This window comes from Microbacterium sp. 22242 (genome assembly GCF_052045495.1).
GTDB lineage: Bacteria > Actinomycetota > Actinomycetes > Actinomycetales > Microbacteriaceae > Microbacterium.
Genome location: NZ_JBQEOZ010000006.1, coordinates 240,428 through 255,479, shown reverse-complemented (window position 1 = coordinate 255,479; position 15,052 = coordinate 240,428). Strand labels below are relative to the sequence as shown.

The 15,052-nt window shown below is 70.6% G+C and carries 15 protein-coding genes; 8 read left to right on the top strand and 7 right to left on the bottom strand.

The window, feature by feature from the left end; genetic code table 11:
- Nucleotides 1–51 precede the first annotated feature (51 nt).
- Both ACTJJZ_RS09375 and yczR read right to left on the bottom strand, forming a co-directional pair.
- The gene (locus tag ACTJJZ_RS09375; protein WP_440719109.1) at nucleotides 52–1,239 is read right to left on the bottom strand and encodes an IS481 family transposase; all 1,188 of its coding nucleotides are present in this window, start codon (nucleotides 1,237–1,239) and stop codon (nucleotides 52–54) included.
- Nucleotides 1,240–1,371: 132 nt separating this feature from the next.
- Complete coding sequence (yczR, locus tag ACTJJZ_RS09370; RefSeq protein WP_440720914.1) at nucleotides 1,372–2,787, bottom strand: MocR-like transcription factor YczR; 1,416 nt, start codon at nucleotides 2,785–2,787, stop codon at nucleotides 1,372–1,374.
- Between the two features lie 61 nt (nucleotides 2,788–2,848).
- Between yczR and yczE the strand changes: the two genes are divergently transcribed.
- The 3 genes from yczE (at nucleotide 2,849) to ACTJJZ_RS09355 (ending at nucleotide 5,095) form a co-directional block, all read left to right on the top strand.
- Complete coding sequence (yczE, locus tag ACTJJZ_RS09365; protein ID WP_440720913.1) at nucleotides 2,849–3,481, top strand: membrane protein YczE; 633 nt, start codon at nucleotides 2,849–2,851, stop codon at nucleotides 3,479–3,481.
- 129 nt (nucleotides 3,482–3,610) lie between these two features.
- Complete coding sequence (locus ACTJJZ_RS09360; RefSeq protein ID WP_440720912.1) at nucleotides 3,611–4,414, top strand: phosphatase PAP2 family protein; 804 nt, start codon at nucleotides 3,611–3,613, stop codon at nucleotides 4,412–4,414.
- Between the two features lie 339 nt (nucleotides 4,415–4,753).
- Nucleotides 4,754–5,095, top strand: coding sequence for a hypothetical protein (locus ACTJJZ_RS09355; RefSeq protein ID WP_440720911.1), 342 nt, complete (start codon nucleotides 4,754–4,756; stop codon nucleotides 5,093–5,095).
- 7 nt (nucleotides 5,096–5,102) lie between these two features.
- On the opposite strand, the gene ACTJJZ_RS09350 is transcribed toward ACTJJZ_RS09355, so the two are convergent.
- Nucleotides 5,103–5,636 (bottom strand): Lrp/AsnC family transcriptional regulator, encoded by a 534-nt coding sequence (locus ACTJJZ_RS09350; RefSeq protein WP_440720910.1) that lies wholly within the window; start codon nucleotides 5,634–5,636, stop codon nucleotides 5,103–5,105.
- Between the two features lie 173 nt (nucleotides 5,637–5,809).
- On the opposite strand from ACTJJZ_RS09350, the gene ACTJJZ_RS09345 reads away from it, so the two are divergent.
- The 5 genes from ACTJJZ_RS09345 to ACTJJZ_RS09325 all read left to right on the top strand — a co-directional run bounded on the left by ACTJJZ_RS09345 (nucleotide 5,810) and on the right by ACTJJZ_RS09325 (nucleotide 11,197).
- Nucleotides 5,810–7,396, top strand: coding sequence for an ABC transporter substrate-binding protein (locus ACTJJZ_RS09345; protein ID WP_440720909.1), 1,587 nt, complete (start codon nucleotides 5,810–5,812; stop codon nucleotides 7,394–7,396).
- Nucleotides 7,397–7,456: 60 nt separating this feature from the next.
- Entirely contained in the window at nucleotides 7,457–8,524 is a 1,068-nt protein-coding gene (locus ACTJJZ_RS09340) for an ABC transporter permease (RefSeq protein ID WP_440720908.1), read from the top strand.
- A complete protein-coding gene (locus tag ACTJJZ_RS09335; RefSeq protein ID WP_440720907.1) occupies nucleotides 8,521–9,447 on the top strand; it encodes an ABC transporter permease in 927 nt (308 codons plus the stop codon). Before ACTJJZ_RS09340 ends, ACTJJZ_RS09335 begins: the two co-directional genes overlap by 4 nt.
- Nucleotides 9,444–10,346 carry an ABC transporter ATP-binding protein gene (locus ACTJJZ_RS09330; RefSeq protein WP_440720906.1) on the top strand — a complete coding sequence of 301 codons (903 nt, stop codon included), beginning with the start codon at nucleotides 9,444–9,446 and terminating at the stop codon, nucleotides 10,344–10,346. Before ACTJJZ_RS09335 ends, ACTJJZ_RS09330 begins: the two co-directional genes overlap by 4 nt.
- A complete protein-coding gene (locus tag ACTJJZ_RS09325) occupies nucleotides 10,343–11,197 on the top strand; it encodes an ABC transporter ATP-binding protein (protein ID WP_440720905.1) in 855 nt (284 codons plus the stop codon). Before ACTJJZ_RS09330 ends, ACTJJZ_RS09325 begins: the two co-directional genes overlap by 4 nt.
- Before the next feature lie 344 nt (nucleotides 11,198–11,541).
- On the opposite strand, the gene ACTJJZ_RS09320 is transcribed toward ACTJJZ_RS09325, so the two are convergent.
- The 4 genes from ACTJJZ_RS09320 to ACTJJZ_RS09305 form a co-directional block, all read right to left on the bottom strand.
- Nucleotides 11,542–12,663 carry a M24 family metallopeptidase gene (locus tag ACTJJZ_RS09320; RefSeq protein WP_440720904.1) on the bottom strand — a complete coding sequence of 374 codons (1,122 nt, stop codon included), beginning with the start codon at nucleotides 12,661–12,663 and terminating at the stop codon, nucleotides 11,542–11,544.
- A 200-nt stretch (nucleotides 12,664–12,863) separates the two neighbouring features.
- The gene (locus ACTJJZ_RS09315; RefSeq protein WP_440720903.1) at nucleotides 12,864–13,529 is read right to left on the bottom strand and encodes a DUF3349 domain-containing protein; all 666 of its coding nucleotides are present in this window, start codon (nucleotides 13,527–13,529) and stop codon (nucleotides 12,864–12,866) included.
- The gene (locus tag ACTJJZ_RS09310) at nucleotides 13,526–13,816 is read right to left on the bottom strand and encodes a hypothetical protein (protein ID WP_440720902.1); all 291 of its coding nucleotides are present in this window, start codon (nucleotides 13,814–13,816) and stop codon (nucleotides 13,526–13,528) included. The genes ACTJJZ_RS09315 and ACTJJZ_RS09310 overlap by 4 nt, the downstream gene beginning before the upstream one ends.
- Nucleotides 13,817–13,833: 17 nt before the next feature.
- The gene (locus ACTJJZ_RS09305; protein ID WP_440720901.1) at nucleotides 13,834–15,018 is read right to left on the bottom strand and encodes an anion permease; all 1,185 of its coding nucleotides are present in this window, start codon (nucleotides 15,016–15,018) and stop codon (nucleotides 13,834–13,836) included.
- Nucleotides 15,019–15,052 lie beyond the last annotated feature (34 nt).

The following is a 15,052-nucleotide window of genomic DNA, read 5'->3' as shown; positions in this document are numbered from 1 at the left end:
TGTGATGAGTCGGGACATAGTTGACATCTGAGTCGCGACATAGGTGACAAGTTACGAGAGAGAGTCCGGCCATCGGCCGGGCTCTCTCTCGTTGTTGCGCCAGTAGCTTTTGCTTGGGTCGATGGTGTTGGTCGCGATGATCTCTCCGGTGTTGAGGGAGATCACGGTGGTGCTGTGTTCGTCGGCGAGGATGATGACGCGTTTGCCTCGGTGGGTGGTGCCGATGCCGAGGTGGTGCATGCGCCCGGCGCGGCGGAAGCTGATCTTCCCGTCGGCGGCGACGTGGTCGTAGCGGAGGCGGTAGTGCGTCCGGTCCGTGTCTGGGGTCCCGGTGGGGGCGGCTTTTGGGGAGGCGGCGTAGGTGTCGGCCGGGGTTCTTCCGTCGAGCGCGCGGTGCGGTCGGCGCGTGTTGTAGTGTTCGCGGAACTCGTCGAGTTGGGTCTGCAGCTCGGCCGCGGTGCGGGCGCGGGGACGGGCGGCGAGCCAGCGTTTCAGGGTTTGATGGAAGCGTTCGATCTTGCCCTGGGTCTGGGGGTGGTTCGGGGAACCGTTCTTCTGGACGATGCTGAGCGCGGCGAGCGTGTATTCGAAGGCGTTTCTGCCTCCTCCGTGTCGGGCGGTGTAGACGCGTCCGTTGTCGGTGAGCGTGGACGCGGGCGGCCCGTGGGTGTCGATGCAGGTGAGGAACGTGGTGACGACGTCGTCGCCGGTGACGGGGTGGTGGACGGTGCAGGACAGCAGTTTTCGGGAGTGGTCGTCGAGCCAGTTCAGGATCTCGACGTCGGTGTCGTCCGCGAGGGGCCAGTGGGTGAAGTCGGACTGCCAGGTCTCGTTCGGTCGGGCGGCTTCGAAACGGAGGTAGGAGGAACGGGGGCGTTTGCGCGGCTCGGGGGTGACCAGCCCAGCGGTGTGCAGGATCCGGCGGATCGTGGACGTCGACGGGGCTCGTAGGCCTTCTTCTCGCAGATGCCAGGCGATCGTGACCGGGCCGGCATCGAGCCCGTTCGAGGTCAGCTGTTGGCGCAGTTCGATGACACGGTCGCGGACGCGGGTGGTCGTCGTCTGGGGCGAAGTCAGCGGAGCGCGCGAGTGTGGCTCGAGGCCATCCAATCCCTCTTTACGGTAGCGGGCGAGCAGCACGTGGAGATACTGGCGGGAGAGCCCGTACTCGCACGCAGCGGCGGTCACTGTGAGCTGTCCGGCGATGATCTTCAACACGACGACGCGATGCTTCGACATGCCTGAGTCTGTCGCCTATGACGCGACTCACGTGTCGCCGATCACCTGTCGCCTATGTCGTGAACCCAGACATCCTAGGCTCCACAGTCCGCGACGGTTTCCCTCGCCTCCCTCGCCGCAAGGTCCTGCCGCTCACACCAGCGCTTCGCTGAGCGCCGGGGTGCCGGGCTCGAGATGCGAGATGTCGGCGGAGACCGTCGCCCAGGAGGCGGCGAGGATGTCCACCGCGCGCTCGAGCTCGCGCGGCTCCGCGGTGAACGGGATCCGCAGATGGCGTTCGTGACCGCCGTCGACCGCGAACCGCGGGCCCGCCGACAGGTGCAGACCGTGACGCGCCGCGTCCATCACGAGCGCCGAGCTGAGCGGGGCGCCCAGGCCGACCCAGAGCGCGACCCCGCCGTGCACCTGCGGCACCGACCACCCCGGAACGGCCGCGCCGAGGGCCGCGACGAGGGCGTCCCGACCCGCGCGGAGCAGCGCTGAGCGCTGCGGCAGGATCTCGTCGAGCCGCACCATGACGCGGGTCGCGACCGCCTGCTCGAGGTCGGGCGTGCCCAGGTCGTGCGAGGCTCGGGCCGCCCGCAGCCGTCGGATCACGTCCGCGTCGGCGCGGATCCAGCCCACCCGCAGCCCGCCCCACACCGACTTGGCCAGCGACCCCACCCGGATCGCGGCGGGCAGCGGCGCAGGGCGCTCCCCGGCATCGATCACGAGATCGGAGATCGTGTCGTCGACGAGGAGCATCGAGCCGCTGTCGTGCGCGGCGCGGGCGAACGCCGTGCGCTCGGACGCCGTCATGGTGCGGCCGGTCGGGTTCTGGAACTCCGGCATCAGGTAGGCGAGGGCGGGCGCGGTACGGGCGAACGCCTGGGCGGCTCGGTCCACGTCCCAGCCATGCCCGACCTCGACGGGCACGCCCACGAGCCGGGATCCGCTGCGGCGGAAGGTCTCCGCGGCGTGCGGGTAGGTCGGGGTCTCGATCAGGACGCGATCCGCGCGGCGCAGGAGCGTGGACGCGATCAGGTTCAGGGCGTGCTGGGCGCCGTTGGTGACCATGATCTGCTCGGGGATCGTCGGGATGCCCTGCCGAGTGCACCGCTCGGCGATCGCGGCGCGCAGTCCGGCGTGTCCGAGGATGTCATAGCCGGATCGGGACACGAGTGCGGTGGCCGACGCGGCGACCTCTGCGATCACGCCCGGCAGACCGGGCCAGGCCGGCGGGCTGGCCTGCTGCAGGTCGATCCCCTCCCGGTCGAACCAGCGCGCCGCGGTGGTCCGCCCGAGCGGCCGGGTGACGCTGCCGGATCCCTGCCGGCTCAGGATGTGGCCGGTGCTGCGCAGCGCCCGGTAGGCGGCCGCGACCGTGGTGCGGCTGATGCCGAGGGCGACGGCGAGCTCGCGCTCGGCGGGAAGCGCGGTCTCCGGTGCGATCCGGTTGTCCAGGCAGAGCAGCCGGATCCCGTCGGCGAGGGCGTCGTACGCGGGTTCGCTGGTGCGCCAGAAGCCGAGCAGCTCGACCAGGGCGCGGGCGGAGAGCCGGGAGTCCATGAGGCCAGAGTACGCGAATTGGACTCTTCTGAAGGATCCACTTCTGTCGGATCATGGATTCATGACACGTCGCGTGCTGCAGCTGCTGATCGGCCTCCCGCTCTACGGAGTGGGCGACGCGCTCATGATCGCGGCCGGCTTCGGCCTCGACCCGTGGACCGTCTTCGCGCAGGGCCTCTCGGTCCGCACCGGGATCGGCATCGGGTGGATCACCAACATCGTCGGCCTGCTGGTCCTCCTGCTGTGGATTCCGCTGCGCCAGCGCCCGGGCGCCGGCACGATCGCGAACATCCTGCTGGTCGGCACCGCGATCCAGGTCACGCTCACGGTGCTGCCGCCGATCCACGGCCTCGTGCCGCGGATCCTGATCTTCATCGCCGGCCTGCTCGCGGTCGCCCTCGCGAGCGGCCTCTACATCGGCTCCCGCTTCGGCCCCGGCCCGCGCGACGGTCTGATGACGGGCATGAACGCCCGGCTCGGGTGGCCGATCTGGGTCTCCCGGCTCACGGTCGAGGTGACCGTGCTGGCGGTCGGGTGGCTGCTCGGCGGCACGGTCGGCATCGGCACCGTGGTGTTCGCCGCGACCATCGGCCCGCTCGTGCATCTCGCGCTGCCCTTCTTCGACACGTCACGCCGCCGGAGCGAGCGTCCGGTGACCGCGCCGACCGGGCTGGCGTCGTCGGGTCCGGCCTGACGCGGCCCGGCGCTGCCGGCGCGGGGCCGGGGGCGCTTGCTCTCGGGCGCGGCGCGATCAGCACGGCACGCGCACTCGGATCGCACAGGATGCCGGTGGCATGATGGTCCGGTGGCGGCAGGACGGAAGATGCGATCGTTCGCGATGGCCGCCGTCGGACTGGCGGTCGCCTTCGTCGCGACCTATTTCGTGTTCGTGCAGACGTACGTCGGGCAGATCGTCGACGAACGCGCATTCGCCGGAGCCGCGGACCAGCACGACATCGTCTACCGTCTGACCGGGATCCTGCTCGTCAGCGTGCCGACCGTCGGCATAGGCGGAGGGATCGTGCTCACCCTCCTCATCGGCGGGATCACCCGCAGGCCGAAGCACATCGTCGTCGCTTTCGCCGTCGGGACGGTGGCACTCGCACTCGCAGAACTGGCCAAGCACGTGTTCCTGGTCCGCGCCCAGACCGGCGCCACGGACCTGCTGAACAATTCATTCCCTTCCGGGCATGCGACGGTGGCGGCTGCCGCAGCCTTCGCGGTCTTCCTCGTCTCGCCGCCGCGCTGGCGCCCGCTCGCCGCGGTGCTCGGCGGGGCCTTCGCGGTGCTGACGGGCGTCCTGCTCGTGATCGATCAGTGGCACCGTCCGAGCGACGTCGTCGCGGCCTTCATTCTCGTCGCGGCATGCGGAGCGCTGGGCGGCATCGCGCTCCTGGCGTGGCGGGTTCCCCCCGCGGATCACCCGGCTCGTCGGCTGAGTCTGCTGTGGTGGATCGCCGGGCTCTCCGCGGTCCTCTCGATCGTCGCGTTCGTGGTCATCTACATCACCGTCGAACAGCACGGCAGCCATCGGCAGATCGCCTACGCGGGCGGGAGTGCGGCGATCCTCGCGGTCGGCAGCGGACTCGCCGCGGCCGGTAACCGATTGTTCCGGCGCATCTCCTGAGGGCGTTCTCCGGGAGCAGGACCTGCAGTGCGGGAAATGCCCGCCGGCGCGGAGTCGCCTGCTTTTCCACGCACCACCGGGCGCCGCGAGCCGACCTTCAGGAAAACGACCGGTGAACAGGACGTATCCGATGCCGGGAAGCGCTCAGAAACCGCCACAAGGGGAGGAATTCCGCCTCTCCGAGTAATCCACATGTGGATGAACCTGTTAATAGATTCCGAGGGTGCGGGAATTGTCATTCCTCGCCTCGGGAACGCGCGATCTCCGCTCCGGATCCCGGGCACGCGGGGAGCGACCGGGATTGCGCGGATCCTCCGGCGCGGGTCCATACTCGTCGTCATGCCTTCTTCCCTCTCCCTCGACGGGATGCGCTTCGCCATGGTCTCCTCGACCGCGAGCGAGGTGGATCCGGACGCCCCCACGACCTTCGCCTACCACCAGGAGGGTCGTCTGATCTGGGGCGAATACACCGGCGACACGGTCACCGAGGGACGCTTCGTCGGCGAGGTCGCCGACGCCGAGGTGCGGGTCTCGTTCGCGCACGCGCTGGCCAGCGACGGGTCGGTCGTGCGCGGCGACGCGGTCAGTCGCGCCGAGCGCGCCGAGGACGGCCGCATCCGCCTGGTCGAGGACTTCGCGGTCGACGGCGTCGACCACGTCAGCGTGTGCGTGCAGGTCTGATCCCGGATCAGACCCGCGTCCCCCGGCTCTGATCGGTGCGCGTGAAGCGCATCAGGCCGCTGTCCACGCCGATCGGATCGCGCCGGGGGATGTCGTCCGGCAGCACGAACGGGCGGCGGAACACCTCGCCCATCACGATCGCGGTCTCGACCTTGGTCACCTCCGGCCGGTCCGCGATGGTGCCGATCACGAGCGACTGCATCGCCTCCATGTCGACGCTGCGCACGACGAGCATCACGTCGTGCTCGCCGGTCATCACCCTGGCCGACTCGACATCCGGCATCTCGCCGATCGCGTGCAGGAACGACGTCCACGACTGCGGCTGGATCGTGCAGAACACGAGGGCACTCACGCTCAGCCCGAGCCGGGTGGTGTCGACCTCGGCGGTGAAGCCGGTGATGATGCCGGCTCGGGTCATCGACTCGACCCGGGAGTAGGCGCTGGCGCGGGAGATCCCGACCTCCTGGGCGAGCGCGGCGATCGAGATGCGGCCGTTGCGCCGGAGCACGCGGAGGATGTCGTACGCGATTTCATCGATCACGGGTGCGGATCGTCCAGACGAGGAGGAGGTATCGTCGCTCATGCTGGACATATTGCCGTAGTGACGGAAGCGTGACAATGGATTGCTCGAATTCGGCGTGATCGGTCGGATATAGTGCCGGAAAACCCGATCCGGTCGCCTGACCTGTCCATCTTCAACGAGGAGGAACGCCCGTGGGCCGTTCACATCGCCACGCCGCAGCCGCGCTCATCGCCGTGGCCGCCATCGCGCTCGCCGGGTGCTCCGGGGGCAACTCCGCGAACAACTCGAACAGCTCCTCCGGGGGAGGCACGCTCGTCGTCGACACGGCGTTCTCGCTCGAGACCGGCGACCCGGGACGCAACTACGTGCCCACCGGCAACCTGGTCCTGCACGCGGTGTACGACACGCTGCTCACCTTCCAGGGATCCGACTCGAGCACCCCGAAGCCCGATCTCGCGACCATGAAGCAGAACTCGGACGCGACCGAGTTCACCTTCACGATCCAGGACGGCCGGAAGTTCTCCGACGGCACCCCGGTCACCGCGGACGACGTCGTCTTCTCCCTCGACCGCGTCGCCGGGATCACGGACTCGAAGGCGAACTTCCTGATGGCGGGGATCACCGTCACGAAGGTCGACGACAAGACCGTGAAGCTGAGCACGAAGACCCCGTCGCTGCAGCTGCCCGCGATCGTCACCAACCCGTCCCTCGCGATCCTCAACTCCAAGGTCGTCGAGAAGAACGGCGGCAAGACCGACACCTCCGACACGGCGAAGAGCTGGCTCGATGCGAACTCCGCCGGATCCGGTCCGTACAAGCTGCAGTCGCTCGACCTCACCCAGCAGGTCGTGCTGGTGAAGAACGACAAGTACGACGGCAGCGACAAGCCGGCGTACGACAAGATCGTGGTGCGCAACATCTCGCGGTCCTCCACGCAGCTCACCAACCTCAAGGGCGGCGACTCCAACGTGGCCGTCGATCTCTCCGGCGACCAGGTGAAGAACCTCGGCTCCGGCTTCACGGTGAACTCGGCACCCTCCGCCGAGACCCTGTTCCTCCTGATCAACCAGGACAAGAACGTGGGCGGCGTCACCGCGAACCCGAAGTTCGCCGAGGCGGTGCGCTACGCGCTCGACTACGACAAGCTGCTCGAGCTCGCGGGCAAGGGATCCGTGCAGGCCACCGGCGTCATCCCGCCGATGTTCCCCGGCGCCAACAAGACCGGGGTGAAGCAGGACCTCGACCGCGCCAAGGCCGCGCTCGCCGCGTCCGGCTACAAGGGAGAGCAGATCAAGCTGCAGTTCCCCAACGACAACCCGGTCGGCGGCGTCGAGTTCACGCCCGTCGCCGAGCGCGTGCAGGAGCAGCTGAAGGCCGCCGGCATCAACGCGACGCTCGCCCCGGCGCCGTTCGCGACCGAGGTGCAGCCGTACGTGAAGGCGCAGGAGGCGTTCTCGCTCTGGTACTGGGGCCCCGACTACGCCGACTCGTCGTCGTTCCTGCCGTTCGGCCCCGGCCAGAAGGTCGGCCTGCGTGCCGGCTGGCCCGCGGACGCCGATCCGGGCATCGCGAACCTCGTCACCAAGGCGCAGAACGCGACCTCGGTCGACGAGCGCAACACCGCTTTCGGCGACTACGCCAAGGCGATGCAGGAATCCGGCCCGTTCGTGCCGCTGATCGTCCCCGGCATCAACCTCGCCAGCTCGCCCAAGGTGGCCGGGCTCCAGTACAACGTGACCTGGACGCTCGACCTGCGGACCCTGCACCCCGCGAAGTGAACCCTGCGGGGGCCGGTCCNCCCCCGCAGCACCACGTCCGCCACCACCCGGAAGCCTCCCGTGTCCGAGACCCAAGCCATCGCCACCCGCCGAGCGCGGCAATCGCAGCACACGCTGGTGCGGTTCCTCGCCCGGCGGGCCGTGACGAGCGTGATCCTGCTGTTCGGGATCGTGCTGGTCACCTTCTCCCTCACCGTGATCGTGCCCGGGGATCCGGTGCGCGCCGCCCTCGGCGAGGGTGCCGCGTCGAACCCCGCCACGGTCGAAGCGTTCCGAGAGAAGTACGGGCTCGACCAACCGGTCTGGATCCGGTTCTTCATCTACGTCGGCAACCTGCTGCGCGGCGACCTCGGCACCTCGCTGAAGTCCGGCCAGCCGGTCTCCGCCGACCTCGCCAAGGCCGTGCCGGCCACGGCGGAGATCGCCTTCTACGCGATCATCATCAGCCTCGCCGTCGCGATCGTGCTGGGCACGCTCGCCGCCTATCGCCGCGGCAAGGTCACCGACCAGGTCGTGCGCGTCGTCACCCTGATCGGGCTCAGCATCCCGACGTTCTGGATGGCGATCCTCACGTACCAGCTGTTCTTCATGCAGCTGCACTGGGTGTCGGGATCCGGGCGGATCTCCCCCACGATCACGCCGCCCCCGCGCATCACCGGCTTCTACACGATCGACTACCTCTTGAACGGCGACTCGGTCGGCTTCTTCGACGCGACGAGCCACCTCGCCCTGCCGGTGCTCGTGCTCAGCCTGTTCACGATCGCGACCCTGACCCGGTTCGTGCGCACCTCGGTGCTCGAGGTGCTCGACATGGACTATGCCCGCGCGGCCCGCGCCAAGGGGCTGAGCGGCCGCCGGGTCGTCGTCGGGTACGTGCTGCGCGGAGCTGCGCTGCCGATCCTGACCCTCGTCGGCATCGCGTTCGGCAGCCTGCTCTCCGGCACGGTGCTGGTCGAGGCGGTGTTCGCCTGGCCGGGCCTGGGCACCTACGCCTACAACGCCTCGAAGAACCTCGACCTGCTGGCCGTGACCGGCGTCGGTCTGGTCGTGGGCGTGATCTACCTCGTCATCAACCTCGTCGTCGACGTGCTCTACGGCGTCCTGGATCCGCGCGTGAGGCTGTCATGAACCTCGTCGTCCCCGAGAAGGTCGCCCCGAAGCGCCGTCGTCCCTGGCTGCCGCGCGCCTGGCGCACGCCGCTGGCCGTGGTCGGCACGGTCATCGCCCTGGTGTGGATCGTGGTCGCGATCCTCGCGCCGTGGATCGCCCCGCACGACCCGCTCGCGCAGGACCTCCCCCGTCTCGCCGCCCCCAGTGGCCAGGCGATCATGGGCACCGACGTCAACGGCCGCGACGTGTTCTCCCGCCTCCTGCTCGGTGCGCAGACCACGATCCCGCTCGCCCTCATGCTCGTCATCTGCGCGATGATCGTCGGCACCGTCGTCGGTGCGGTCGCGGGCTACCTCGGCGGCTGGTTCGACGAAGTGCTCATGCGCATCACCGACATGGTGATGGCGTTCCCGACCGTGATCCTCGCGATGGTCATCGCCGCCTCGCTCGGCCCGTCGATCATGAACGCCGTGATCGCCGGCATCATCGTGGCCTGGCCGCCGTACGCCCGCATCACCCGCTCCCTCGTGCTCGGGCTGCGCTCGCAGAACTACGTCATCGCGGGCCGGCTGCTGGGATCCTCCCCGCTGCGATCGCTCGTGCGCGACGTGCTGCCGAACATCGCCGGCCCGGTGCTCGTGCTCGCGTCGCTCGACATCGGCACCGCGGTCCTGCTGCTCTCCGGCCTGTCCTTCCTCGGCCTGGGAGCGCAGCCGCCGACGCCCGAATGGGGCACCATGATCGCCGACGCCATGCAGAACCCCTCGAACTGGTGGCTGGGGCTGTTCCCGGGCCTCGCGATCCTCAGCATCGTGATGGCGTTCAACTTCATCGGCGACTCGCTGCGCGACGCCCTCGACCCGCTCGCCGCGCGCGAGCGCGAGGCCGAGGCGCCCACTGCGGTGTCGGCCGCCGCCGCGACCGGGGAGGTGGCCGCGTGAGCGCGCAGCTCACGGAGCGACCGGCCCGGGACGACGTGGCCGCCGCGCTCGCGATCCGCGACCTGCACGTCGAGCTCGGGCAGGGGAAGCGCAACCGTGCCGAAGTCGTGAAAGGCATCTCCCTCGACCTCGTGCCCGGACGCGTCCAGGGTCTCGCCGGGGAGTCCGGATCCGGCAAGAGCATGACCGCGATGGCGATCCTCGGCCTGCTGCCCGCGGGCGGCACCGCATCCGGCTCGATCGTGCTCGGCGGCGACACCGAGCTGGTCGGGATGAGCGGCAAGGCCTACCGGGCCGTGCGCGGCAAGCGGATCGGGATGGTGTTCCAGGATCCGTCCGCCAGCCTGCACCCGCAGATCACGGTCGGATCCCAACTGGCCGACGGCATGCGCGCGCACCTCGGGCTGTCGCGGGCCGACGCGCGGAAGCGGGCGGCCGAGCTGGTGGCGCTCGTGCGCGTGCCGAACCCGGAGGAGGCGCTGCAGAAGTACCCGCACCAGTTCTCCGGCGGGCAGCGACAGCGCATCGCGATCGCGATCGCCCTGGCCTGCGAGCCCGAGGTGCTGCTCGCGGATGAGCCGACCACCGCGCTCGACGTCACGGTGCAGGCCGGGATCCTGCATCTGCTCCGCGACCTCGCGATCGAGCGCGACCTGGCCGTGCTGCTCGTCACGCACGACCTCGGTGTGATGAGCGCCGTGGCGGACGAGGTGGCGGTCATGCGCGGCGGTCTGATCATCGAGTCCGGTCCGCGCCGGCAGATCTTCCAGGATCCGCAGCATCCCTACACGCGCGAGCTGCTGGACGCGATGCCCGATGCGCAGGACTCGCTCGTGGACGCACCCGGCGAGAACGGGTCCGACGCGCCCTCCGCGGACGATCGGGAGGAGAACCGATGAGTGATCAGAAGCCGGTCCTGCACGTCGACTCCCTCGTCGTCGAGTACGGCGGACGCCTCGCGTTCCGTGCCGTCGACGGCGTCTCGTTCGACATCGCGGCCGGTGAGGTGCTGGCGCTCGTCGGCGAGAGCGGGTGCGGCAAGTCGTCGACCGCCCGCGCCGTCATCGGCATGGAGAAGCCGGCCGGAGGGACGGTCCTCTACCGCGACCGCCCCGTGCGGCCGCTCGGCCTGCGCACCCGCCCGGCCGAGCTCACCGCGATCCAGATGGTGTTCCAGGATCCGAACTCGTCGCTGAACCCGCGGATCCGCGTGGCGCAGCAGATCGCCGAGGGATCCCGCGCGGCCGCCTCCCGCGGGGTGGACACCGAGGCGCCGTCGTACTGGCTGAAGGCCGTCGGCCTCTCCCCCGCGCTCGAGAACCGCTATCCGTACCAGCTGTCCGGCGGTCAGCGGCAGCGCGTCGCGATCGCTCGCGCGCTCGCCGCCAAGCCCGACCTCATCGTCGCCGACGAGCCGATCTCGGCCCTCGACGCGTCCGCGCAGGCCTCGGTCGCCGCGATGATGCGCGAGCTGTGCGTCGCCTCGGGTGCGGCGATGCTGTTCATCTCGCACGACCTCTCCGTGGTGCGGCTCATGGCCGACCGCGTGGCCGTGATGTACCGCGGTCGCATCGTCGAGTCCGGGGCGACGCCGCTGGTGTGGGCCCGCCCGGTGCATCCCTACACCGAGGCGCTGCTCGCCGCGATCCCCCACCCGGACGGCGAGGGGACTCTGCCCGCCGCCCCCGCGTCCGAGGCCCCGGCGTCGTGGAGCGCGGACATCCCCGAAGCCCTCGACCGCGTGCACTGACTGCGCCAGTCCCTGAGCGTCGCCGGTCCCTGGGCCCTGTCCGGTCCCTGAGCCTGTCGAAGGGACTGTGGTTGCGCCCGCTCCGCGGTCGGTCCCTCGTCCGCGCAGTCCCCCGCAGACGCTCCCTCGCAGGCTCGGGAGCGTCTGCTCCCGCCAGGCCCGATGCCTGCGCGGACGAGGGACCGATCGCTGCGCTCCGGTCCGTCCGCGGGGCTTCGCTGCTCCCGCCAGGCCCGATGCCTGCGCGGACGAGGGACCGATCGCTGCGCTCCGGTCCGTCCGCGGGGCTTCGCTTGGGGCTTCGCTCGCTCGACGACCGGACGGCCCGGCCCGGCCCGGCCGGGTCAGGCCCCCGCTGCGGTCAGCTCGTGGGGGACCGTGTTGAGGTTCTCGCAGCCGTCGGCGGTGACCACGACGATGTCCTCGATCCGGGATCCCCATTCGCCCGGGAAGTAGATGCCCGGTTCGATGCTGAACGCCATGCCCTCGCGCAGCGGCAGCGCGTTGCCGGGGGCGATGTAGGGCTCCTCGTGCGTCGTGACGCCGATGCCGTGGCCGGTGCGGTGCAGGAACGCGGCGCCCAGGCCCTCCGCGGTCAGCACGTCGCGCGCCGCGGCGTCGACCTGCTCCGCGGTGACGCCGGGGCGCACGGCGTCGACCGCTGCCTGCTGCGCCCGCACGAGCACGGCGATACGGCGGGCGGTCTCGGGATCCGGCGTGCCGACGGCGTAGGTGCGGGTGCTGTCGGAGTTGTAGCCGGACGGCACCGCGCCGCCGATGTCGACGACCACGACATCGCCGTCCTGGATCACCCGGTCCGAGACCTCGTGGTGCGGATCGGCGCCGTTCGGACCCGAGGCGACGATGACGAACTCGACGGTGCGGTGGCCCTCCGCGACGATCGCGGCGGCGATGTCGGCGGCCACGTCGCGCTCCGTGCGGCCGGCGCGCAGCAGCGCGGGAACGCGGCGGTGCACGGCGTCGATCGCCGCGCCGGCGCGGCGCAGCTCGGCGATCTCGGCCTCGTCCTTGATCATCCGCCCCTCGCGCAGCACCGGGGTCGCGAGCTCGGGGCGCACGCCGAGGCGGTCCGCGATCGGGATCACGTGCAGCGCGGGCAGCGCGTCGGACAGGCCGATCCGAACCGGGGCGGCGGGCATCGCCGCCATGACCAGGGCGTACGGATCCTCGCCGTCGACCCAGTCGGCGATCGCGAGACCGAGCGATCCCACGGCCGTATCGCGCACCTTCGACAGCTCCATGCGCGGCACGACGACCGTGGGCTCCCCCGTCGCGGGGATCACCAGTGCCGTCAGGCGCTCGATCGTGTCGCCCTCGACGCCGGCGAGATAGGTCAGGTCGGGGCCGGGTCCGACGACGATCACGTCGAGCCCCGCCTCCTCGGTGAGAGCGCGGGCGCGGGCGAGGCGGGTCGCGTAGACGTCGGCCGGGAACGGGGTGGTCATTCCTCCACGCTAGGCGTGCGCACCGGCATGGGCGAGGAGGCCGAGGGGCCGCATCCGCAGCTCAGGACGAAATGCGGAGAACGGCGGAAAGCGGATCGAAAACGTCCGCGGGAGCCGCCTGGTCCTGAAGACGGTGCAGACGTTCTCCCGCACCCGCCTCGAGTGCGACACGCCGGAACGCGCCGGGGCGCAGGAGGACCTCAGCCGAGCGCGCGCCCGGACTCGTCGAGCCGGGCGCGAACGCGCTCCACGTCCTCCTCGCCCGGCAGCTCGCCGAGTGTCCGCATCATCAGCACCTGCGCGTCGACCATCGAGATCTCGGGATCCGCCTCGCTCTGTGCGACGACGGCCTCGGCGATCTCCTGCACCTCTGCATCCGTGAGGCGGCGGCGCAGCAGCGCGAGGATCGGCACCCGGTCCTGCGCGGGGATCCCCTCCGGGTAGCCGGCGCCGAGCCAGCGCAGCGCCTGCGCGATCGGGTTGCCTTCCGCAGCCTCCCGATCCGGCCCCGCACCCGCCTCTGCAGCGGCCACGGGCGAGGGTTCCCCGGCCGCGATCATGCCCGCGATCCGCTGGGCCTTCGTGCTGAGCGGCACCCCGCGCGCGGCGAGCTGCGCGGCGACACGGTGCACCTCGTCCTCGCCCGGCGTGATGTCGGTCACCTCGGCGATCGCGGCGCGGATCTGCGACACCCGGACCGGGTCGGTCTCCTGCCGCGCGAGCGCGCGGACCACCTCGGCGGTCTCCTCGGTGGAGAGGGTGCGCCGCAGCAGTGCGAGCAGTGGCGTGTAGTCCTTCGGCGGCACGCCCTCGGGGTAGCCGGCGCGCAGCCAGTCCAGCACCCGGGCGAGAACGCCGCCGTTCACGTGCCGACCCCGAACAGGGAGATCCCGAAGTAGTGGTGGATGCTCAGCCGCGTGATGAACAGCACGCCGGCGAGGACCACGGCGATCACGATCGCGAACAGCACCCAGCCCGCCGCGGTGAGCGCGGGCCGGCGGATGCCGGCGGCGTCCCCGTCGACCTCACCGCTGCCGGCGGACTGCAGCCGCATGCCGACCGCGAAAAGGGCGGGCAGTCCCGCACCGAACAGCAGGCCCACCACGAGCACGCGTCCGGCCGCGAGCGCCAGCTGTGCGACGTCGAAGCTCATCTCATCCGTCCTTCGGTTCAGACCGCAGCGGGCTGCGGGACGACGGTGCCGTCCCACTCGGCGTTGACGTTGTGGTGGTCGATCTTCTGGCGGCGGCTGCGCAGGTACATCAGCCCGGCGGCGACGATCAGCAGCACGAACACGGTGATCGCGCCGGCAAGGCCGCCGATCAGGTCGGCGAGCAGGAAGCACAGGCCGCCGACGACGCCCGCGGCCGGCATCGTGATGAGCCAGGCGATCACCATGCGCCCGGCGATGCCCCAGCGCACCTGGGCACCGGGCCGGCCGACGCCGGATCCGAGGATCGACCCGGTCGCGACGTGCGTGGTCGACAGCGCCATGCCCATCGAGCTCGAGGTGAGGATGATCGCGGCGGACGAGGCCTCGGCCGCGAGGCCCTGCGGCGACTCGATCTCGACCAGTCCCTTGCCGAGCGTGCGAATGATCCGCCAGCCGCCGAGGTAGGTGCCGAGGGCGATCGCGGCGCCGCAGACCACGATGATCCAGATCGGCAGACCGTCCTCGAGGATCTCGTCGCCGGTGAGCGTGCCGTGTGCGATGAGCGCGAGGGCGATCACGCCCATGGTCTTCTGCGCGTCGCCCGTGCCGTGCGCGAGCGAGACGAGCGAGGCGGTGCCGATCTGGCCCCAGCGGAAGCCGGCCTCGCGGTGCTTCTCGTGCACACCCCGGGTGAACCGGTAGACGAGCCAGGTGCCGGCCGCGGCGACCACGCCTGCGATGACCGGCGAGAGCACTGCCGGCACGATGATCTTGCCGAGGATCCCGGCCCAGTTCACGGTCGCGGCGCCCGCGATCCCGGCCCCGATCAGCCCGCCGAAGAGAGCGTGCGAGGAGCTGGACGGGAGTCCCAGCAGCCAGGTGAGCAGGTTCCAGAGGATCCCGCCGACGAGCCCGGAGAAGATGATGATCATGGCCGACTCGGGCGACAGGCCCGGCAGCAGGTCGCCGCTCGGGCCCTGGATCGTCAGCACGTCCTTCGTGATGGTCGCGGCGACCTCGACCGAGAGGAACGCGCCGACCAGGTTCAGGACCGCCGACAGGGCCACCGCGACCTTCGGCTTCAGGGCGCCTGTCGCGATCGAGGTCGCCATCGCGTTTCCGGTGTCGTGGAAGCCGTTCGTGAAGTCGAATCCGATCGCGGTCACGACCACGAGGACGAGGATCAGCACTTCGGCGCTCATGATGGCCAGCCTTCCGGGTTCCCGCGGACCCGGG

Coding starts and splice junctions, on each gene's coding strand:
- ACTJJZ_RS09360 (WP_440720912.1), top strand. CDS start 3,611: ATGCGATCGTTCGCGATGGCCGCCGTCGGACTGGCGGTCGCCTTCGTC.
- yczR (WP_440720914.1), bottom strand. CDS start 2,787: ATGGACTCCCGGCTCTCCGCCCGCGCCCTGGTCGAGCTGCTCGGCTTC.
- ACTJJZ_RS09320 (WP_440720904.1), bottom strand. CDS start 12,663: ATGACCACCCCGTTCCCGGCCGACGTCTACGCGACCCGCCTCGCCCGC.
- ACTJJZ_RS09355 (WP_440720911.1), top strand. CDS start 4,754: ATGCCTTCTTCCCTCTCCCTCGACGGGATGCGCTTCGCCATGGTCTCC.
- ACTJJZ_RS09310 (WP_440720902.1), bottom strand. CDS start 13,816: ATGAGCTTCGACGTCGCACAGCTGGCGCTCGCGGCCGGACGCGTGCTC.
- ACTJJZ_RS09305 (WP_440720901.1), bottom strand. CDS start 15,018: ATGAGCGCCGAAGTGCTGATCCTCGTCCTCGTGGTCGTGACCGCGATC.
- ACTJJZ_RS09325 (WP_440720905.1), top strand. CDS start 10,343: ATGAGTGATCAGAAGCCGGTCCTGCACGTCGACTCCCTCGTCGTCGAG.
- ACTJJZ_RS09375 (WP_440719109.1), bottom strand. CDS start 1,239: ATGTCGAAGCATCGCGTCGTCGTGTTGAAGATCATCGCCGGACAGCTC.
- yczE (WP_440720913.1), top strand. CDS start 2,849: ATGACACGTCGCGTGCTGCAGCTGCTGATCGGCCTCCCGCTCTACGGA.
- ACTJJZ_RS09335 (WP_440720907.1), top strand. CDS start 8,521: ATGAACCTCGTCGTCCCCGAGAAGGTCGCCCCGAAGCGCCGTCGTCCC.